21 protein-coding genes are annotated in these 19964 nt (G+C 29.7%); 1 reads left to right on the top strand and 20 read right to left on the bottom strand.

Annotation, left to right across the window (positions count from 1 at the left end; genetic code table 11):
• Positions 1–29: 29 nt before the first annotated feature.
• The 17 genes from topA to LJD34_RS01845 all read right to left on the bottom strand — a co-directional run bounded on the left by topA (position 30) and on the right by LJD34_RS01845 (position 15731).
• Positions 30–2105 carry a type I DNA topoisomerase gene (topA, locus tag LJD34_RS01925; protein ID WP_117870872.1) on the bottom strand — a complete coding sequence of 692 codons (2076 nt, stop codon included), beginning with the start codon at positions 2103–2105 and terminating at the stop codon, positions 30–32.
• 65 nt (positions 2106–2170) lie between these two features.
• On the bottom strand, positions 2171–2923 hold the full coding sequence (gene dprA / locus LJD34_RS01920; protein WP_107029456.1) for a DNA-processing protein DprA: 753 nt from the start codon (positions 2921–2923) through the stop codon (positions 2171–2173).
• A gap of 67 nt (positions 2924–2990) precedes the next feature.
• On the bottom strand, positions 2991–3620 hold the full coding sequence (locus LJD34_RS01915; protein WP_032090099.1) for a ribonuclease HII: 630 nt from the start codon (positions 3618–3620) through the stop codon (positions 2991–2993).
• Positions 3613–4470, bottom strand: a complete 858-nt coding sequence (gene ylqF, locus LJD34_RS01910) for a ribosome biogenesis GTPase YlqF (RefSeq protein ID WP_032090100.1) — start codon at positions 4468–4470, stop codon at positions 3613–3615. The genes LJD34_RS01915 and ylqF overlap by 8 nt, the downstream gene beginning before the upstream one ends.
• A 1-nt stretch (position 4471) precedes the next feature.
• Positions 4472–5017 carry a signal peptidase I gene (gene lepB / locus LJD34_RS01905; RefSeq protein ID WP_032090101.1) on the bottom strand — a complete coding sequence of 182 codons (546 nt, stop codon included), beginning with the start codon at positions 5015–5017 and terminating at the stop codon, positions 4472–4474.
• Positions 5018–5099: 82 nt separating this feature from the next.
• On the bottom strand, positions 5100–5450 hold the full coding sequence (gene rplS / locus LJD34_RS01900) for a 50S ribosomal protein L19 (protein WP_022001515.1): 351 nt from the start codon (positions 5448–5450) through the stop codon (positions 5100–5102).
• 105 nt (positions 5451–5555) lie between these two features.
• Positions 5556–6275 carry a tRNA (guanosine(37)-N1)-methyltransferase TrmD gene (gene trmD / locus LJD34_RS01895; protein WP_022001514.1) on the bottom strand — a complete coding sequence of 240 codons (720 nt, stop codon included), beginning with the start codon at positions 6273–6275 and terminating at the stop codon, positions 5556–5558.
• Entirely contained in the window at positions 6265–6765 is a 501-nt protein-coding gene (gene rimM, locus LJD34_RS01890) for a ribosome maturation factor RimM (protein ID WP_147580241.1), read from the bottom strand. Before rimM ends, trmD begins: the two co-directional genes overlap by 11 nt.
• Positions 6766–6800: 35 nt before the next feature.
• Entirely contained in the window at positions 6801–7049 is a 249-nt protein-coding gene (locus LJD34_RS01885) for a KH domain-containing protein (protein WP_022001512.1), read from the bottom strand.
• A gap of 2 nt (positions 7050–7051) precedes the next feature.
• Positions 7052–7324, bottom strand: a complete 273-nt coding sequence (gene rpsP / locus LJD34_RS01880; protein WP_022001511.1) for a 30S ribosomal protein S16 — start codon at positions 7322–7324, stop codon at positions 7052–7054.
• Positions 7325–7410: 86 nt separating this feature from the next.
• Positions 7411–8799, bottom strand: coding sequence for a signal recognition particle protein (gene ffh, locus LJD34_RS01875; RefSeq protein ID WP_032090102.1), 1389 nt, complete (start codon positions 8797–8799; stop codon positions 7411–7413).
• Positions 8800–8808: 9 nt separating this feature from the next.
• Positions 8809–9138 (bottom strand): YlxM family DNA-binding protein, encoded by a 330-nt coding sequence (ylxM, locus tag LJD34_RS01870; protein ID WP_022001509.1) that lies wholly within the window; start codon positions 9136–9138, stop codon positions 8809–8811.
• Positions 9138–10124 carry a signal recognition particle-docking protein FtsY gene (gene ftsY, locus LJD34_RS01865; protein WP_032090103.1) on the bottom strand — a complete coding sequence of 329 codons (987 nt, stop codon included), beginning with the start codon at positions 10122–10124 and terminating at the stop codon, positions 9138–9140. The genes ylxM and ftsY overlap by 1 nt, the downstream gene beginning before the upstream one ends.
• Positions 10125–13085, bottom strand: coding sequence for a chromosome segregation protein SMC (locus LJD34_RS01860; protein WP_227359061.1), 2961 nt, complete (start codon positions 13083–13085; stop codon positions 10125–10127). It abuts the gene before it with no gap.
• A gap of 17 nt (positions 13086–13102) precedes the next feature.
• Positions 13103–13675 carry a xanthine phosphoribosyltransferase gene (locus LJD34_RS01855; RefSeq protein WP_032090105.1) on the bottom strand — a complete coding sequence of 191 codons (573 nt, stop codon included), beginning with the start codon at positions 13673–13675 and terminating at the stop codon, positions 13103–13105.
• A 10-nt stretch (positions 13676–13685) separates the two neighbouring features.
• On the bottom strand, positions 13686–15059 hold the full coding sequence (locus tag LJD34_RS01850) for a sensor histidine kinase (RefSeq protein ID WP_032090106.1): 1374 nt from the start codon (positions 15057–15059) through the stop codon (positions 13686–13688).
• The gene (locus tag LJD34_RS01845; RefSeq protein WP_032090107.1) at positions 15060–15731 is read right to left on the bottom strand and encodes a response regulator transcription factor; all 672 of its coding nucleotides are present in this window, start codon (positions 15729–15731) and stop codon (positions 15060–15062) included.
• A 149-nt stretch (positions 15732–15880) separates the two neighbouring features.
• Between LJD34_RS01845 and LJD34_RS01840 the strand changes: the two genes are divergently transcribed.
• The gene (locus LJD34_RS01840) at positions 15881–17134 is read left to right on the top strand and encodes an aminotransferase class I/II-fold pyridoxal phosphate-dependent enzyme (protein WP_117346877.1); all 1254 of its coding nucleotides are present in this window, start codon (positions 15881–15883) and stop codon (positions 17132–17134) included.
• Between the two features lie 39 nt (positions 17135–17173).
• Here the strand turns inward: LJD34_RS01840 and LJD34_RS01835 are convergent, their stop codons facing one another.
• The 3 genes from LJD34_RS01835 to pnuC form a co-directional block, all read right to left on the bottom strand.
• Complete coding sequence (locus tag LJD34_RS01835; RefSeq protein WP_227359060.1) at positions 17174–17920, bottom strand: SDR family NAD(P)-dependent oxidoreductase; 747 nt, start codon at positions 17918–17920, stop codon at positions 17174–17176.
• A gap of 17 nt (positions 17921–17937) precedes the next feature.
• Positions 17938–18495: an elongation factor P gene (efp, locus tag LJD34_RS01830; RefSeq protein WP_022001501.1), complete on the bottom strand. Its 558-nt coding sequence runs from the start codon at positions 18493–18495 to the stop codon at positions 17938–17940.
• Between the two features lie 120 nt (positions 18496–18615).
• Complete coding sequence (pnuC, locus tag LJD34_RS01825; RefSeq protein WP_227359059.1) at positions 18616–19842, bottom strand: nicotinamide riboside transporter PnuC; 1227 nt, start codon at positions 19840–19842, stop codon at positions 18616–18618.
• Positions 19843–19964 lie beyond the last annotated feature (122 nt).

The following is a 19964-nucleotide window of genomic DNA, read 5'->3' as shown; positions in this document are numbered from 1 at the left end:
CTCCTTTTTAAAAAAGTAGAACAAATGTTCTACTTAATAATTGTTTTACATTTTGGATAATTTGAACATGCTTTAAATTCTCCCCAACGTCCCTTTTTAATAACCACTGGAGAACCACAGTTAGGACAAACTTCATCTGTCATAACAGGTTCTGCTTTCTTTTTAGAATTCTTAATATATTTACATTGTGGATAATTTGAACATGCTTCAAATTTACCATATCTTCCGGTTTTAAAAACCATTGGGCTTCCACACTTAGGACAGTTTTCTCCTGTAAATTCAGGTTCAACTTTTTCCTTTTTGATATATTTACATTCAGGATAATTTTCACAAGCTATAAATTTACCATAACGCCCATGTCTTTCAACAAGATCATGTCCACATTCAGGACATTTCTCTCCTGTTTTTTTAGGTGAAATGACTTCCATTTTTTCATTTGCTTCATCCAATAAAGGTTGGAATTTTTTAATAAATGTATCTATAGCATCAAAATAATCATCTTGTCCTTCTGCAATATCATCTAGTTCTTTTTCCATTTGTGCAGTATATTCGACATTAATAATATCATTAAAAAATTGTGTTAGTCGATCACTTGTTAAAATTCCACTTTCAGTAGGTTTAAATGTTTTATCAACAAGTTCCACATACCCTCTAGTTTGAATCGTATCAATAATCATCGCATAAGTACTTGGTCTACCAATTCCAAGTTCTTCCATTTCTTTAATTAGTTTTGCTTCACTATAACGAGCAGGTGGTTTTGTAAAATGTTGTGTTTTTTCAATATTTTGACTTTCTAAAATTTCTTGTTCAGTTAATTCAGGTAAAATTTCATCTTTTTGTTTTTCATATGGGCTATATAAACGTAAATAACCATCAAATTTTAATACTGAACCACTTGCGTTAAAATAATAGTTATTATTTTCTAATACTACACTTGTTGCATCAAAACGAGATGGTGCCATTAATGACGCTAATGCTCTGGCATAAATTAAAGAATACAATTTAAATTCATCCGCACTTAAATATTCTTTAACAGACTCAGGTGTACGCATTGCACTTGTTGGACGAATTCCTTCGTGAGCATCTTGTACATTTTCTTTCTTTTTACTTACTTTTACTTTTCCAACATAATTTTGACCATATTTTTCTTTAATATATTCTGTAGCACTTTCTACAAATAAATCTGACAATCTTGTCGAATCTGTACGCATATAAGTAATAAGCCCTACTGTTTCATCTTCTAAAGCAATTCCTTCATATAGCTTTTGAGCAATCATCATTGTCTTTCTTGCTTTAAAGCCTAATTTAGAAGACGCTTCTTGTTGTAATGTTGAAGTAATAAATGGTGGTTTTGATTCTCTTTTCTTACTTGATTTTTTTACACTATCAATAACAAATTCTTTAGAAAGTGCATTAAAGATTTCCAAAGCTTCTTGTTCATTTGAAATTTTTAACTTCTTTGTTCCTTTTTTATTAAGTTCACCTGTAAATTCAATTTCATCTTTTTCAAATTGTGCTTTGATTTTCCAGTATTCTTCTGGAACAAAGGCTTCGATTTCACGTTCTTTTTCAACAATTAATCTTAAAGCAACCGATTGAACTCGACCAGCTGATTTAGATTTAATTTTCCTTTGTAATAATTTAGATAATTTAAATCCAATAATTCTATCCAATACTCTTCTTGTTTCTTGAGATTTTACAAGATTTTGATCAATTTTACGAGGATGATTCAATGCATCAACAACTGCATCTTTTGTTACCTCATTAAAAACAATACGATTATCATCATCCATATCTAAACCTAAAACATCTGCTAAATGCCATGAAATTGCTTCCCCTTCACGGTCAGGGTCGGTAGCAAGATAAACTGTTTTTGCCTCTTTAACAGCTGCTTTCAATTCCTTAACGACATCTTTTTTATCCTTAGAAATAACATATTTTGGCTTATAATGATCTTCTTGATCAATCCCTAGCCCTTCTTTACCAGATGTTGATAAATCTCTAATATGCCCTTTAGAAGAAGTCACATGATATTCCTTCCCTAAATAATTTTCTATTGTTTTTGATTTAGAAGGAGATTCCACAATGACTAATTTATCATACATAATATAACCCCCTTATCGCAAAAACTATTATTATTGTTTTTTTTCACTTTGTCAACTCCATTTCATTAATCTTCAATAATATCATTTACAGTCAATACTAACTTGGCCCCTTGTTGAATCAATAAATTACACCCCATTGGATCCCCAATTCTTGATGGAATACAATAGATATCTTTTCCTTGATCTAATGCATATCCTACAGTAATCATTGTTCCTGAACGTTTTTCAGCTTCTGTAACAACTACAGATTCACTTAAGCCAGCAATTAACCGATTCCTACTTGGAAAATCCTTAGCCTGTGGTACATAATCACCAGGTTTTTCACTAATAATAAGATGATTACTTTTTAATTGAGCATATAAATCTTGATTTCTTTTTGGATAACAATAATTAATTCCACTTCCCAATACTGCAACTGTTTTCCCTTTGTTTTTTAATGCACTTCTATGAGCGAGAGTATCAATTCCTAATGCCATACCACTTACAATCGTATATTCATTTTTTACTAAATCACATACAATTTTATCCGTAATATTTGATCCATATTCACTAGGAACACGTTTACCAATAACACCTATGCATTTACCATTTAAAATATTCAAATTTCCATGATAAAACAATACAAATGGTGGACAAGATATTTCTTTTAAAGCATCTGGATAATCACTTGAAATAATCGTTGTATATTTTGAATTTACTTTAGCAACTGCTTCCCTCCTTTCTTCTTGAGAAACTTTTTCTTTTGCTTGCAATGCTTTTAAAATACTTTGAAAATCACCTTGATACTTCAAAGCAAAAAATAGTAAGATTTCTTCCATATTTATCACCTCACTATTTATATAGACATTTAATTTTGTTTTTTCTTCTTTTTTTATAAAAAAAGAACTAAATATCTAAATTTAAAGATATTTGTTCTTTCATTACTTCTTGTACTGGTTTAAAAGATTTCCTATGAATAGGGCATGGACCATATTTACTAAGTGCCTCTTTATGTGCCTTGGTTACATAGCCCTTATGTTTTTCAAAACCATATTGTGGATATTTTTTTGCATAATCTATCATCAAATGATCCCTTGTTACCTTAGCTAATATACTTGCTGCTGCAATAGACATAGAAAGGGTATCTCCTTTAATAATAGATAAATGTTCAATATCATGTAAAGGCATCGCATCTGTTAAAGCAAACATTTTTTCTCTCTTTAAAATTTGACAACATTTTTCCATTCCTTTTTGACTTGCGCTATATACATTTAATTGATCAACATCTTCAACAGAAATAACTTCAATGTGATAGGCTAATGCATTTTCTATAATTATTTGATACATCGCCTCTCTTTTTTTTGCTGTTAATTGTTTTGAATCAAAAATACGTTCATCATAAAATCCTTTAGGAAAAATGACTCCTGCAACAACTAATTCGCCAGCCATTGGTCCTCTTCCAGCTTCATCAAGACCAATAATATAATCATAACCTAAATCATAATATCTATTTTCATATTCTAATAAATTACTCATTTGGAAGCTCCCATGTTATTTTTGTAATAACACCATCAAATAAATCAGTAAAAAACATATCCATGACACGCTCATAATCAGTAATCCCTCTTACTGGTTTTATTTTTTTATTAAATGCGATATCATCATAACATTTTTCAACCCAATCACTTTGTAAATCAACGGCTATTTGATAACGATTTTCTAAAGTTCCAGGGTAATTTTTAACTAAATATTCAACTGCATAAATAAATAAATCTTCCCTTGGTAATATTTGCTGTTTAATAGAGCCAATAAGAGCAATATTTCTAGCAATATCCTCACTTTCGAATTTAGGCCATAAAACACCCGGTGTATCAAATAATTCAAAATCTTTATCTACCTTAATAATTTGTTGAGCTTTCGTTACACCTGGTTTATTCCCCGTAACAGTTGCTTTTCTTTTTGCTAAGCGATTGATGAAAGTAGATTTTCCAACATTAGGAATACCTAAAACCATTGCTCGCATTGCACGAGGTTTTAATCCCTTCTTTGCTTCTCGTGCCATTTTATCTTTCAAAATTTCTTTGCAAACTTGTATGATCTTTTTATATTCATTAAATTGCTTAAGATTAACACTTATAGCATAATAACCTTTACTTTTGTAAAAATCTATCCATTTTTGTGTTAGTTTATCATCTGCTAAATCTTCTTTTGTCATTACAATTAATCTTGGCTTATTATTAACAACACTATTAAATAATGGATTTTTACTTGAATATGGAGCTCTAGCATCCACCAATTCAACAACAATATCTATTAATTTTATTTTATCAGCGATTTCTCTTTTTGCCTTAGCCATATGGCCAGGAAACCATTGTATTTGTGCCATATTAGTTCATTCCTTTCATATGATTAAAAGGAAATAGTATAATTCCTTTTTTTGATAAAACATCTTCAATTTTAAAACATCCTAATTCTCTTGAATCAAGTGAATTTACTCTATTATCACCTAAAACGAAAATTTCATTTTCACCAACTGAAATTTCAAAATCATCAGTAAAATAAGAAATATTATATCGACTCTTTACATCTTTTATATGTGATTTATTAAGATAATTTTCTTTAATATACTTTCCATTAACATACAAACAATCATTTTTGTAAACAATTTTTTCTCCAGGTAACCCTATAACTCTTTTAATAATTACATTGTCTAATTGTTTACAGCCTATTGTGACAATATCAAATCTTTTAATTTGTTTTGAATTCAAATCAAGCCGAGACATAAAGGCAAGATCTCCGTCATGTAATGTTGGATACATTGAAGAACCATCAACTTTGACCGGCATAATTATGCCTTTAAAAACAAAAACAATTGCTAAACAAACAACAATAAATTCTAATATTGCCATCATTGTTTTTTTACTATATTTCATAGACATCACCTATCTTTATCTTATAGACGTGTTCTATTATACAACAATTAATGGTAGAAAAAAAGAAATGGTTACCCATTTCTTATTTTCTAATTTCTTTGATTCTAGCAGCTTTACCAGATAAACCACGTAAGTAATTTAATTTAGCTCTACGTACTTTACCAACTTTAGCAACTTCGATTCTATCGATGATTGGTGAATGAACTGGGAAAGTTCTTTCTACACCAACTTGGTAAGAAATTTTTCTAACTGTGAAAGTTTCAGCAATTCCTTTACCTTGTCTTGCGATACAAACCCCTTCAAATAATTGGATACGGTATTTATTACCTTCTTTAATTTTTACATAAACTTTTAAAGTGTCTCCAGCTTTGAAAACAGGGATATCAGATTTTAATTGTTTTTTAGTAATTTGTTCTACTAATGTTAAATTCATCTTTCTTCTCCTTTTCATTTATAGTCTTGTATGTTCATTCGATTAACCAGCGGAACATATGCAGTCACATTGACCTATGCTATTATAACATCGTTCGAAAAAATATCAACTCTTTTTTTTAATTTTTGTCAACATATTTGCCGATTCTTCATCAAATTCATAATTTTCTAATAAATCTGGTCTCTTTAAATAGGTTTTCTTTAGAGATTGGTATTTTCTCCATTTACGAATATTTTCATGATGACCAGAGACCAATACGTCAGGCACTCTATTTCCATCATATTCTATTGGTCTTGTATATTGTGGGTATTCTAATAATCCATCTGCAAATGAATCATCTTCATGGCTTTCTTGACGAATAGCTCCTTCAAGTAATCTTATTACCGCATCACAAGTAACCATACTTCCTAGTTCACCACCAGTTAGTACATAATCACCAATAGACAATTCTAAATCAACATAATCACGAATTCTTTCATCAAATCCTTCATAATGCCCACAAATAATAATAAGATGCTTTTCTAATGAAAGCTTTTGTGCTACTTGATGCTTTAAAGTAATCCCTTGAGGAGACATTAAAATAACAAGTGAATCATCCGTTGTTAATGTTTTTAAGCAATCAATGATTGGCTGACACATCAACACCATTCCCTGTCCTCCTCCATAAGGATAATCATCTACATGTTTATGCTTATCTTGAGTGAATTCTCTAAAATTATGAATCTTAATATCAACAACTTCTTTATCTATAGCTCTTTTGATAATTGAGGTATTTAAAAAGCCTTCAAACATTTCTGGAAATAGTGATAAAATATCAATCTTCATCATACATTCCCTTAATCAAATGAACAAATATTTTTTTATTTTCAATATCTTCATTTTCAATAAATGCATCAACATATGGAATAGCAATCTTTTTATTTGCTGTTTGTACAGTTAAAACATCATGTGCACCATTAAAATAAACAGATTCTACTTTTCCAATTTCTTGATCATTATTAATGATCTGACAACCAATTAAATCATCGTAAAAATATTCATCATCATCTAATTCAACATCTTCTTTTAAACCATAAACATTATAACCAACATATTTTTCTACTAGATTAATATCTTGTAATCCCTCAAAACTGATTAAATAATTTCCTTTATGAACTCTTACAGTTTTGATGATAAAAGGGTCTACAATTTCATTTAAGTAAAGCTTATGTCCCACAACAAATCTTTGATCATTGAAATCACTAAAAGAACGTATTTTAAGTTCTCCTTTAAGTGCATGCGTTCCAACAATTTTTCCAATTTTTAATTTTTCCATATAACCTCCAAAAAAAATAGATGTGTTTTACACATCTATTCATATGATTCGAATTTAATATCTAATTTTTTATCAGAAAGACGTCCTGCAACAGACATTAATTGACGAATAGAATTAGCCATAACACCTTTACGACCGATTAATTTTGCAATGTCATTTTTTGCTGAATAAACATGTAAAACAACAACATTCTCATCTAAAGAAGGCATTTGTCTTACTTCTAAATGTTCTTTATCCTCAACTAATTCAATCGCTATATCTTTTAGTGTTTTTACATAATCCATAATTATTTACCTTGTTTTGAATCAGCAAATTTTTTCATGATACCTTGTTTAGATAATAAGTTTCTAACTGTATCAGATGGTTGAGCACCATTGTTTAACCATTTTAAGATTTCTTCTTCTTTTAAGTTAACTTGAGCTGGATTAGTACATGGATTATATGTACCTAATAATTCAATAAATCTACCATCTCTTGGTGATCTTGAATCAGCTGCTACGATTCTATAGAAAGGTCTTTTTTTAGCACCCATTCTTGTCATTCTTAATTTTACTGCCATTTATATTTCCTCCTTGTTTTCTTATTGCTTGTATAATTTAACATAGATAGAAACAGGTGTCAAGCATTTTTGCTTGACACCTTTCATTATTTTTTCTTTTTCTTTTTATGACGTACTTTTTTACGATTTGGACCACCTACAAAGTGACCTCCTCCCATTTTTGGAAGTCCTGTTGCCATATCCATATTTGACATTTGTTTCATCATTTGTTTAGATTGTTCAAATTGTTTTAATAATCTATTAATAGCTGCTAAATCTTTACCACATCCTTTAGCAATACGTTGTTTTCTAGATAATGTAATAATACTTGGATCACGACGTTCTTCTAAAGTCATAGAATAAATAATAGACTCTGTTTCTTTCATTCTCTTATCTGTTGTTTCATCGTTTAAATTAGGCATAGATGGCATACCAGGAATCATTTTCAAAATTCCTGAAAGTGGACCTAACTTCTTTAATTGATGCATTTGATCAAGCATATCATCCAATCCAAAACGTCCAGATTGCATTTTTTTCATAGCTTTCATTGTTTCTTTTTCATCATAGACATCTTGAACTTTTTCAACTAAAGAGACTACATCACCCATTCCTAAGATACGATCTGCCATACGATCTGGGTAGAATAAATCAATAGCATCTAATTTTTCACCTGTACCAATAAATTTAATTGGAACATGCGTAATATGTCTAATAGAAAGTGCTCCCCCACCACGAGAATCACCATCTAATTTAGTAAGCACAGCTCCTGTAATACTTAATTTTTCATTAAATGAAGCAGCTACATTGACAATATCCTGACCTGTCAATGAATCTACAACAAGTAAAATTTCATCAGGTTTTGCAATTTCTTTAACATTTGCTAGTTCTTGCATTAAAGGTTCATCAATGTGCAAACGTCCTGCCGTATCAATAATAATAACATCATTATTATTTAAAGCCGCATAATTCATAGCACCTTTAACAATATTTTCAGCACTTTCAGATGTTCCTTTTTCATAAACAGGCACATCTAATTGCTTTCCTAATGTTACCAATTGATCAACGGCTGCTGGACGATAAATATCTCCTGCAACCAATAATGGTTTTTTAGCATATTTTGTCTTAATTAATTTAGCAATCTTCCCAGAAGTTGTTGTTTTCCCAGAACCTTGTAACCCTACCATCATAATAACTGTTGGTTTTTTACTAAAATCAACTTCTGAAACCTCATCACCTAATAAATGTACTAATTCATCATGTACAATTTTAACTAAAACTTGTCCAGGTTTTAATGAACCTACGACATCTGCACCAATTGCTTTTTCTTTTGTTGATGCAATGAACTCTTTTACAACTTGATAGTTGACATCAGCTTCAAGTAAAGCAAGTCGAATTTCTGTCAACATCTCTTCCATATTACTTTCAGTCAACTGACCTTGTCCAGATACCTTTTTTAAAGTTGACTGCAATCTTTCAGATAACGAATCAAACGCCATATATACCTCCTATAAATCTCTTAACATTTGTAAATGTTCATCAATATTTTTATGTTCTTCTTTTATATCTTTTTCTAAATCATCTATAATTTCAAGTCTTTTTTGATGTTTTTCTAATAAATTTAATTTTTCTTCATAATTTTCTAAATGTAAACAAGCTTTTTTTAAATTGTCAAAAACTGCATTTTTAGAAACATTTTTAATCAAAGATATCTCTGACAAAGACAAATCCTCATGATAATACAAATCTAAATACTCTCTTTGTTTTTCAGTTAATAAATCTTCATATAAATCCATCAAAAGATTTACTCTTTGCTTTTTTTCTAAACTATTTTCCATTATGCTTCCTCAACTAACCCTTTACATAATCCATAAATATATTGTTCTAAGTCAAATTCTTGTAAATCATCAACTTGTTCACCTAAACCAATAAATTTTACAGGAATATTTAATTGATCTTTAATAGATAAAACAATTCCACCTTTAGCAGTACCATCCATTTTTGTAAGAACAATCCCTGTAATATCAGTAATCTTAGAAAATTCAATAGCTTGTGAAACACCATTTTGTCCTGTTGTTGCATCTACAACAAGAAGTGTTTCATGTGGTCCTTCAGGAACAACACGCTTAATAATACGATTCATTTTTTCCAATTCGTTCATTAAATTCACTTTATTTTGTAAACGACCTGCTGTATCACAAATTAAAACATCCGCTCCTGTTTCTTTAGCTTTATTTAAAGCATCAAAAACAACGGCCGAAGGATCTCCTCCTTCTTTTCCTTTAACGATATCCACACCAACTCTTTCTGCCCAAACTGCCAACTGATCAATTGCTCCTGCTCTAAATGTATCACCCGCAGCAACAACGACTTTTTTACCTTCATCATGAACAATACGATGAGCAAGTTTCCCAATCGTTGTTGTTTTTCCAGCACCATTGACACCAACCATTAAAATAACAGTTAACCCTTCTGCTGCGTAATTGATTTTAGTTGACATAACACTTTCATTAGCATAAATAACGAACATTTTATCAACAATAATATCATTAATTTCTCTTGGATCAGTTATATTTCTGATTCTTACTTCTGTTTTAATTTCAGATACAATCTTCATGACCATCGAAACACCAACATCAGCCATAATTAAAATATTTTCTAATTCTTCAAAATACTCATCATTGATTTCTCTAAATCGGGCAGCTAATTCATTAATACGATCTGAAAATGTTTCAGAAGATTTATCTAAACCAACAACATATTTTTCATTTTGCTTAGTTGACTTTCCAACTAATTTTTCTTTTATTTGTGTAAAAAATCCCATCTAAATACCTCCCTTACGATTTTCATTAGAAAAATCTATTGCCTCTTCAAGTTTGACACTTACAAGTTTTGTAACACCTTTTTGTTGCATCGTCGCACCATATAACAAATCACATTCTTCCATCGTTCCCTCACGATGTGTTACTACAATAAATTGTGTTTGTTTAGAAAATTCTCTTAAGAATTTTGCAAATCTTTCAACATTAGCCATATCCAATGCTGCTTCAACTTCATCTAAGATACACATTGGCACAGGTCTTACTTTTAAAATAGCAAATAAACATGAAATTGCAATCAACGCTTTTTCTCCACCAGAAAATAATGTAATATTCGACACAGCTTTTCCTGGTGGTTGTACATCTATATCAATTCCCGTTTCTAAAATATTATCTGGATCAGTATATTTGATTTGTGCTCTTCCCCCACCAAATAATTCTCTAAAAACATTATTAAATTCTTTATTGATCTTTTCAAATGTTGTTGAAAATTTCTCAATCATAATTTGATCCATTTCATCAATTGCCTGTAATATTTTATCCTGAGCTTGTATTAAGTCAAGTCGTTGACTATTCATATTTTCGTAACGCGATGAAACTTCTTTATATTCTTCGATAGCATCAACATTAACATGACCAAGTGCTACTATTTCATTTCTAAGTGTAGCAACCTCTCCTCTAGCAAATTCAATATCTACTTCATCATGATAATTTTCACTTGCATACTCATAAGTCATGGAATATTCATTAGATAATCGACTTAAATAATTATTTAATGATCCTTCATATTTAGTAGATAAAATAGCTTTTTCATTAATTTGTCCTTGAATGTCTTTAAGCATCTTTCTTAAATCTTTCAATTTTGATTCTAATTGCTCATTTTCATTAACATAGGACATTCTTAATTCTCTTTTTGATTTTATTTTTTCTGTTAATTCATCTCGATGCTTGATGGCTTCATTTAATTGTAAAACAAGTTGATTATCAATTTTACCACTTTTAAACTCATCCAATTCAACGCTTTGATGCGATAAACTTTCATATTCACCTTTAGCAACTACAAGTTCTTCCTTTTTTCCTTGAACAACAACTTCTAACTTAGCATATGACATTTGTTTTTGTAGAAGTGTATGTGCCAATTCTTTAGCATCGTTTTCAAGTTTAAGTAATTCATTCTTTTCACGTACAAGTTTTTGTTCTAATTCATCCAATTTTTCTTTAACTTTTTCTAGTTCTCTTTTTTGAAGAATGGATGATTGTTGACGATTAACTGTTCCACCTGTAAGTGAACCTCCAACATTAACAATATTTCCATCCAAAGTAACAACTTTATATCGAGCATATGTTGCCTTTGATATTTCATAAGCATGATCAATATCATCAGCTAAAATAACATTTCCCAATTGATTCAAAATAACATTATCTATATTTTTAGAACTTGAAACAAAATCACTTAATACACCTAAATAACCTTCTAAAGCTGGACATAAAATAGCATGTTCTTCTCTTAAAGAACGTGGTTCCATATCCGCTAAAGGTAAAAAAGTAGCACGTCCTGCCTTATTATCTTTTAAAAACTTAATTGCTAATCTAGCTTGTAAATTATCTTTCGTAACAATAAATTGCAAAGCACTTCCTAAAGCAACAGAAACCGCTAAATCATACTTCGAATCATTTTCTAGTAAATCTCCAAAAACACCAATAATATCCGGATTATCATGAGCAAGTTCCATAATAGCCTTGACACCATGATGATAATTGGATTTATTTTCTACTAAATCCACTAATATTTCTTGTCTATTTTTATTTTTCGTAATTTCTTGATTAAGATCATTAATAGATTGATGTTTATGATTGATTTTGGATGTTAAAACCGTTTGTTCTTGAGATAAATCTTCAAGAGATTTTTCTGTTGTTTTTAATCGTTCAACACGGTCATTATATTCTTCAATCAAATCCGTCAAAATAGCTTTTAAGTTATCTAATTTCTTCTTTATATCATCACTGTTTTGAGACTGTAAAGCATGTTTTCTTTTTTGATCAACCTCTATTTTACTTGTTTCTAGTCTTGAAACTTCAGACATCGATTCTAATAATTGACTTTGTAGAGAGTTTATTTCATTATCTAAAACAAACATTTTCTTTTTTATCTCATCATCAGCACTTTCTTTCAATAAAATTTCTGCATCTAATGAACTGTGTCGTTCATTAAGGTCTTTTAATTGTAAAGATAGCGTATCTAGTTGATGTTTTAATTCCGAAACTTCATGAACAAGTACATTTACTTCAATTGAAGTAAGTTTTTCCTTCAACGTTAAAAATACTTCTGCTTTTTCTTTTTGTTTTTTTAATGGTGCTATTTGTTTTTCTAATTCATAAACAATATCTTTTATACGATTTAAATTATCCGTTGTTCTCTCTAATTTTCTAATAGCCTCAATTTTTCTTTTTTTATATTTAGAAACTCCTGCAGCTTCTTCAAAAATAACTCGTCTTTCTTCAGGACGACTATCAGCAAAATTAGAAATATTTCCTTGAGAAATAATAGAAAGCGAATCTCTTCCAAGTCCCGTATCTAAAAGCAAATCTGTAATATCTTTTAAACGACATTGTTGCCGATTTAAAAGATATTCAGCCTCATTTCCTTGTCGATAAAGACGTCTAGTAATTTCAACTTCATTATAGTCATAATTGAGCATACGATCACTATTATCAAATATTAAAGTAACTTCAGCTAAATTTTGTGCCCGACGATCTTGAGAACCAGCAAAAATAACATCTGCCATATTACTTCCACGTAAAGATTTTACAGATTGTTCACCTAATACCCATCTAACTGCATCCGAAATATTAGATTTTCCACATCCATTAGGCCCTACAATTCCTGTTATTCCCGGCTGAAATTCTATATTAACTTTATCTGCAAATGATTTAAATCCATGTAATTCTATTTTTTTTAAATACATAGATGCTCCTTTCTAGCCTATTTGAAAACTATTTTACCATTTTCAAACGATTCAATAATCGCAAGCGATTCTACTCTATAACCTAAATCAACTAATTTTTGATGTCCTTTTTGAAATCCTTTTTCAATAATGATACCGCATCCAACAATATGTGCTTTTGCTTGATTACACATATCGACTAATCCAAGCATTGCATTTCCATCAGCTAAGAAATCATCTACAAGTATCACATTTTCATTTTCATTTAAATATTTCTTTTTAACGCAAGCAATATATCTTGTTCCTTTAGTATATGAATATACTTCACTTGTATATAAATCATCATTAACTGTTTTAGATGTTCCTTTTTTAGCAAAAACAACAGGAATATCATTTAATTCATAGCTAAGTGCTAATCCCAGTGCAATTCCTGATGCTTCAATTGTTAAAATCTTATCGATTTTTTCCCCTGCAAATCTTCTTTTAATTTCTTTAGCAATTGATCTATAAGTTTTTGGATCAATTTGATGATTAATAAAACTATCTACTTTTAAAATATCTGGTTCAATAATTTCTCCATCACTTAAAATCTTTTCTTTTAATTCTAACATACTAATCCCCTTACCTTTTCAATCTTTCAATTAATTTTTGTTTTTCAATTGGCAGTCTTACAATAAAATTTGTACCCACATCTACTTGAGATAAAATATCTATCTTCCCATGATGTAAATCAACAATAGATTTTACAATTGCTAAGCCGAGTCCATTTCCTTCAACGTTTCTTGCTTTATCTTCTCTATAAAATCTTTCAAAAATATGAGAAACGACTTCTTTAGACATTCCAATACCCGTGTCTTCTATAGAAATTTCTATATCTTTAGAATTTTTTTTCATCGTAATTGTAATGAGTCCACCTTCATTTGTATACTTTATAGCATTTGAAATAATATTGGTCCAAACTTGTTCTAAACGTTGTTCGTCTCCTTCTATAAATATTTCTTTTTTAGGCATCTCAAAGACAATTTCTATATTTTTTTCCATTGCTTGATTTTCTTGAGTAGAAATAACTCGATTCATTTGTTCAACTAATGAATAATTTGTTAACTCTAATTCAATCTCTTCTCTATCAAGCAAGGTCAATTGTAACATATTTTTTGCTAGAGAAGATAATCTTTTACTATTATATAAAATAATATTCGCATATTTTACTCTTTGTTCTTTTGGCAAGTCTTCTTCTTTTAAAATATTGGCAAATCCTTGAATAGACGTCAATGGTGTTTGAAATTCATGAGAAATATCTGAAATAAACTTTTGCCTTGTTTCATCTTGTTTTGCAAGTTGCCTCGCCATTTGATTAAATCCTTGATTTAATTTAGAAATTTCATCTTGTCCAACATTATCAACACGAACATTATAATTTCCATTGCTCAGTTCTTTGATTGCATTTGTTAAACGTGTTAAAGGTTTAACAATAATATCGGCAATTACTAAAAAGACAATGCTTCCTGTTAAAAAAACACACCCCAAAATCAAAATTGCTGAATTAGCAATTGCACTTTTTTGACCACTGGTATCTTTTTGAACATAGATATAATACTCTTGCCCATTGATCATATTCTTTGTACCATACGCTAGCACTTCATTATGATGCTTAAAGGAAAGCTCATTGTTTGTACTTTTAAACATTGCCATCATCTGTTCAGGTGTTGGATTATATTTTTTGTTTCCATAAGCAACATAGCCTTCACTGCTTGAATAACATGTTATGGCCATTTCACTACTTTTTGCATATAAATCAATAATATCATCCCTATTTTCAATATTAATATTTGAAATCACTTTAGAAACATAATCATTTGTTGTAATCAAATCTTCTTCTACTGTGGATTCAATTTGTTGGTCATTTAATCTTAAAGATACAAAACCTGCTACTGAAAAGGAAGCTACGATTGTAATAAAAAAGCCAAAAATCAATTTTGAATAAATAGATTTCATCTACTCTACCTCAACTTTGTATCCTAATCCTCTAACTGTTACAACATTAAAACCTGGTAAATGCCCGATATTTTCTCTAATTCTTTTAATATGGACATCTACTGTACGATCAAACCCATCGTAATCCATACCCCAAATCTTTTCAATCAACTGTTCCCTTGAAAAAATTTGGTTAGGATGTTTAGCAAGTTCAAATAATAATTCAAATTGTTTTAGTGGCAAATGAATACATTCATCTTTATATCTGATTTCATATTTATCCCCATCCAATTCAACTTCATTTAAACGTACAATATGCGATGTATTAATATCATATCTTTTCATAATTGCTTTAACTCTAGCCATTAATTCATTAGGATCAAAAGGTTTAACAACATAGTCATCAACCCCTGAAGAAAAGCCACGTAACTTATCCTTGCTTTCCCCCTTGGCAGTAAGCATAATACAAGGAACATCTTTAAATTCTTTCATACTTTCAACAAGTTCAAAGCCATCCATTTTAGGCATCATGACATCGATAATTCCTAAATCAATATATTCATTTTCAAAAATGGTCAATGCTTCTTCACCATTGGCCGCTTCAATCACTTCATAGCCTTCTTTATTTAAATAAAATTTAAGCAACTCTCTAATATCTTGTTCATCATCAACAACTAAAATCCTTGGTTTCATCTTATACACCTCAATTCAATTCAAAATTATATCATAAAACAATAAAATAATACAATCTACTAGGATTTACTTTCTAAGAAGTTTGTCGATAAAGATACACAAAAAAAATATTTATTGTATAATATATCAGGATTAAAGGAGATGTAAAAATGATATTAGAAAAAATAGACCAAGATTTATTAGCTTTAGCTAAACAATCAGATAATGATTTAAAAGACATTTATGCCCAAGTAGATGAACTTTGCCTTGTTAATTCAAATAAAGTTTTATCTGCTTTTATAGAAAATCAAGTTTCTTATAGTGATTTTACCGATATTAATGGTTATGGTAACTATGATGAAGGAAGAGATAAACTAGAAAGAATTTTTGCTTCTATTTTAGGATGTGAAGATGCTTTAGTAAGACCTCAAATCATGTCAGGAACAAATGCATTATATTTAACTCTTTCTGCTTTATTAAAACATGGTGATACCATGATTTCTATAAGTGGTGAACCTTATGATTCTTTACAAGAAATGATTGGTATAAGTGGTGATTCAAATCAATCATTAAAAGCCTATGGTGTAAATTACGAACAAATCGATTTAATTGATAATGAATTTGATGAAGAAAGTATTGTTGAAAGACTCCAACAAAAAAATGTAAAACTTGTTGAAATTCAACGTTCTCGTGGATATAGTCAACGTTTATCACTTACAATCGATAAAATAGAATCAATTATTCATAAAATTAGAGAAGTTAATCAAGAAGTCATCATTATGGTTGATAACTGTTATGGTGAACTTGTAGAAACAAAAGAACCTGGAGATATTGGCGCTGATATTGTTGTAGGATCATTAATGAAAAACTTAGGTGGTGGAATTGCTCCAACAGGTGGTTATGTTGCCGGTAAAAAAGATTTAGTTTACGAAGTCGCACAAAGACTTACTGCCCCTGGTATTGGTAAAGACTTAGGCGCTAACTTTAATCTTAACAATGCTTTCTTTAAAGGTGTATTCATGGCTCCTAATGCTGTAAAAAATGCTTTAAAAACAGCTATTTTTACTTCATACATGTTAGAAAAATTAGGATATGAACATGTATCACCATGTTATAACGAAAAAAGAACAGACCTTATCCAAACATTAGATTTACATAGTAAGGAAAAATTAGTGAATTTCACTCAAGGAATCCAATCATCAAGTCCAATTGATTCCTTTGTACGTGTTCTTCCTGCCCCAATGCCTGGTTATCCTTTTGATGAAGTTATGGCTAGTGGAAGTTTTACTCAAGGAAGTACTATTGAATTAAGCGCGGATGCCCCTGTAAAAGAACCTTATACTTTATATATGCAAGGTGGTTTATCAATCGAATATGGTAAGCTTTCTATTTTACTTGCCTTAACGCAAATGAAAAACAAATAAAAAAAAGACTCAACTGTTGAATCAACAATTGAGTCTTTTTTACATACTTCCTATTTGTCCACCATCAATTCGAATAATCGAATTATTGATAAAATTAGCTTCATCACTAATCAAAAACTTCACTAAATAAGCCACTTCTTCAGGTTTGCCATAGCGTTTAACCATAATTTTTTCTTGTTCTTCTTTTAAAAATTCTTCATCATAGCCATCAAGTTCATTTTCTGTACCAAGAAATCCTGGAGCAATACAATTTACATGAATATAGGGTCCAAACTCAAACGCCAAATTGTGTGTTAAAGAAATAAGCGCCGCTTTAGAAGCATCATAATCAATACACATAGGATAATATGTATTCATGCCATTTGTCGAGGAAATATTGATAATACGTCCATAGTCTTGTTTAAGCATATGTGCTGAAACACTTTTACTACAATTATAAGCCCCCACAACATTAACATCTAAAGTCTTTCTAAATTCATCCGCCGTTTTTAAATGAAACAAATTAGATAAATCAATTCCTGCATTATTGATTAAAATATCAACACCACCTAATCGTTCATCAATTTCTTGAATCATTTTTTCAACTTGATCTTCTTTAGAAACATCTGCTTTTAAAGCCAAACAACGTACATGATATTGTTGAATAATATGTTCTTTTAAACATTCTGCTTCTTGATTTGACGTTAAATAATTAATAACAATATCATATCGATTCTTCGCTAACTCTAAAGCAATGGCTCTACCAATACCTTTGGCCCCACCTGTAATTAATACAACTTTACCCATGATAAAAAAGAGCTTTATTAAGCTCTTCCTGCGTATTTTCCATCAGCTGAAAAAACAACGATTTTTTCACCTTGTTCGATAAATTGAGGAACTCTAAGAGTTAAACCTGTTTCAGTTTTAGCGTCTTTTGTTTGGTTAGATGGTGCCCCTTTAATAGCTGGATCTGTTTCTACAATAGTTAATTCTACTTTTTCAGAAACAGAAACGTTTAATAATAATCCTTCAAAGAATACTAAATAAACTTCAGTTCCTTCGACAATAAAGTATTTATTATAACCAACTTGTTCTTCAGATAATTCATATGTATCATATGTTTCCATATCCATGAAGTAGAAAGTATTGTCTGCTTCATAAGAAAATTGAGCTGCTTTTTTAGAAATATTAGCTTGATCAAATTTAGTTGAAGCATTGAAGTTCTTTTCTTGAATAGCTCCTGTTTTCAAGTTTCTCATTTTAGTTTTTAAAATAGCTGCTCCTTTACCAGGTTTAACATGTTGGAAATCCAACACTTGGCAAGGATCACCATCAATAATTAAAGTTAATCCTGTTCTAAAATCTCCTGCACTAATTGCCATACATTATCTCTCCTATTAATAATTTTTTACACGTCCTATTGTAACAGTTTCAATCAACATTCTCAAGTACTCCTGAAAAACTCTTAGTACTTTGAAAATATTTTATTTTAAATTAATTTTTTAAAACAAAGATACTTTTTCTTTATTTTGATGTTCTTTGATATATCTACTCCATTTAATATATCCATAAGTTGTATTTGTAAAATAACCCAGTTTTAAAGGAAGTAAAACATATTGTCCTGACATTATGTTAATAATTGCTTCTAAAAATGCACATATATACCAAGCAATCCATTGTTCTCTTAATCTAAAGAAAATAAAGAGACCGTTGGCGATTCCAACTGCTGATGCACAAGCGTCAATATAAATAATAGCCGTTTCTAATGTTTTATTGTTATAAAAATCAGTAGCGATATCTAAACCACTAATAAAATAACCTACAACAACTGTCCAAACAATAATACCAATAATAACTAAAACTTCTTGATATCCTTTTAGTTTTCTTACCATTGTAAGTTCATCTTCTTCATCATCGCGATGTTTAGACCAGTTAATATAACTAATAATATCAATAGGTAACCAGAAAAATAAAGTTGTTGCCATTGTTGCAAAACGATACATTAAAACAACACAAGAAACAATTTCCACAATTTCTACCAAGACAGAAACCAAGAAATTATACCTTGATTGTTTAGATATCAGTAGTTCACATAAAATATTTAAGAATGTATCTAATAAATAAAGAATCATAATGATAATACCGTTTACACCATTGGCACTATCTTCTGGGAATAACACAGATAAAATCGTAGCTAACACCATAATTGAGATAAACCATGATTTTTCATATGTTGTAAATTGTTTAGAGAATAACATCATAATCGCAACAGATAACATTAAAATAAATGTTGCACTCGCTAAATTGAAAACAGATAATGTTTCTTCTGCCATCATTTCTTTATAAGTATGACTTGCTTCTTGACGACTTACATCTTTATGATCAAAATAAAGATTTTGTCCATTTTCTGTTTTGAATTCATATGCTTTGATTGAATTTTTATTTAATTTAACATAATCTTCATAATCATAAGATACCACAAGTTTTTGATCACCTTTTCGATAAATGACATCACAAACTTTGTTATCCGAATCATAATCTTCTTCATCTTTATCTCTATCCATCATGACAGATTGAACATATTGCAGATCTCCTACGTCTTTATGAATTTGCATCAAACCATAAAAAACTGAACCAATTGAAGTAAAAACAAGTAAACATAAAACAATTATTTCAAATGTTCTTAGTTTTTTATTAGATTCGATATTTTTTTTGAAAAATTGAATCATTATTTAAACCTCTCCCTTATCTTAAAATGCTTTATCATTATAATAAATATTTATAAAAAATACACTCTTTTTTTTCTATTTATTATAATTATTTCATAAAATTGCAAAAAATAGGAATAACT

Source organism: Faecalibacillus sp. MSK20_93, assembly GCF_020589945.1.
Classification (GTDB): Bacteria; Bacillota_I; Bacilli_A; order Erysipelotrichales; family Coprobacillaceae; genus Faecalibacillus; species Faecalibacillus intestinalis.
The sequence above is the reverse complement of the archived record's forward strand: the minus strand, read 5'-3'. Positions and strand labels throughout refer to the sequence as shown.

Excerpts from the sequence above, each read along its gene's own strand:
- pnuC (WP_227359059.1), bottom strand. The coding sequence starts at position 19,842 with ATGATTCAATTTTTCAAAAAAAATATCGAATCTAATAAAAAACTAAGA.
- dprA (WP_107029456.1), bottom strand. The coding sequence starts at position 2,923 with ATGGAAGAAATCTTACTATTTTTTGCTTTGAAGTATCAAGGTGATTTT.
- topA (WP_117870872.1), bottom strand. The coding sequence starts at position 2,105 with ATGTATGATAAATTAGTCATTGTGGAATCTCCTTCTAAATCAAAAACA.
- lepB (WP_032090101.1), bottom strand. The coding sequence starts at position 5,017 with ATGAAATATAGTAAAAAAACAATGATGGCAATATTAGAATTTATTGTT.
- rpsP (WP_022001511.1), bottom strand. The coding sequence starts at position 7,324 with ATGGCAGTAAAATTAAGAATGACAAGAATGGGTGCTAAAAAAAGACCT.
- ylxM (WP_022001509.1), bottom strand. The coding sequence starts at position 9,138 with ATGGAAAATAGTTTAGAAAAAAAGCAAAGAGTAAATCTTTTGATGGAT.
- LJD34_RS01850 (WP_032090106.1), bottom strand. The coding sequence starts at position 15,059 with ATGAAATCTATTTATTCAAAATTGATTTTTGGCTTTTTTATTACAATC.
- trmD (WP_022001514.1), bottom strand. The coding sequence starts at position 6,275 with ATGAAGATTGATATTTTATCACTATTTCCAGAAATGTTTGAAGGCTTT.
- rimM (WP_147580241.1), bottom strand. The coding sequence starts at position 6,765 with ATGGAAAAATTAAAAATTGGAAAAATTGTTGGAACGCATGCACTTAAA.
- LJD34_RS01860 (WP_227359061.1), bottom strand. The coding sequence starts at position 13,085 with ATGTATTTAAAAAAAATAGAATTACATGGATTTAAATCATTTGCAGAT.
- LJD34_RS01840 (WP_117346877.1), top strand. The coding sequence starts at position 15,881 with ATGATATTAGAAAAAATAGACCAAGATTTATTAGCTTTAGCTAAACAA.
- LJD34_RS01855 (WP_032090105.1), bottom strand. The coding sequence starts at position 13,675 with ATGTTAGAATTAAAAGAAAAGATTTTAAGTGATGGAGAAATTATTGAA.
- LJD34_RS01835 (WP_227359060.1), bottom strand. The coding sequence starts at position 17,920 with ATGGGTAAAGTTGTATTAATTACAGGTGGGGCCAAAGGTATTGGTAGA.
- efp (WP_022001501.1), bottom strand. The coding sequence starts at position 18,495 with ATGGCAATTAGTGCAGGAGATTTTAGAACAGGATTAACTTTAATTATT.
- LJD34_RS01885 (WP_022001512.1), bottom strand. The coding sequence starts at position 7,049 with ATGGATTATGTAAAAACACTAAAAGATATAGCGATTGAATTAGTTGAG.
- ftsY (WP_032090103.1), bottom strand. The coding sequence starts at position 10,124 with ATGGGATTTTTTACACAAATAAAAGAAAAATTAGTTGGAAAGTCAACT.
- LJD34_RS01915 (WP_032090099.1), bottom strand. The coding sequence starts at position 3,620 with ATGAGTAATTTATTAGAATATGAAAATAGATATTATGATTTAGGTTAT.
- ffh (WP_032090102.1), bottom strand. The coding sequence starts at position 8,799 with ATGGCGTTTGATTCGTTATCTGAAAGATTGCAGTCAACTTTAAAAAAG.
- ylqF (WP_032090100.1), bottom strand. The coding sequence starts at position 4,470 with ATGGCACAAATACAATGGTTTCCTGGCCATATGGCTAAGGCAAAAAGA.
- rplS (WP_022001515.1), bottom strand. The coding sequence starts at position 5,450 with ATGAATTTAACATTAGTAGAACAAATTACTAAAAAACAATTAAAATCT.
- LJD34_RS01845 (WP_032090107.1), bottom strand. The coding sequence starts at position 15,731 with ATGAAACCAAGGATTTTAGTTGTTGATGATGAACAAGATATTAGAGAG.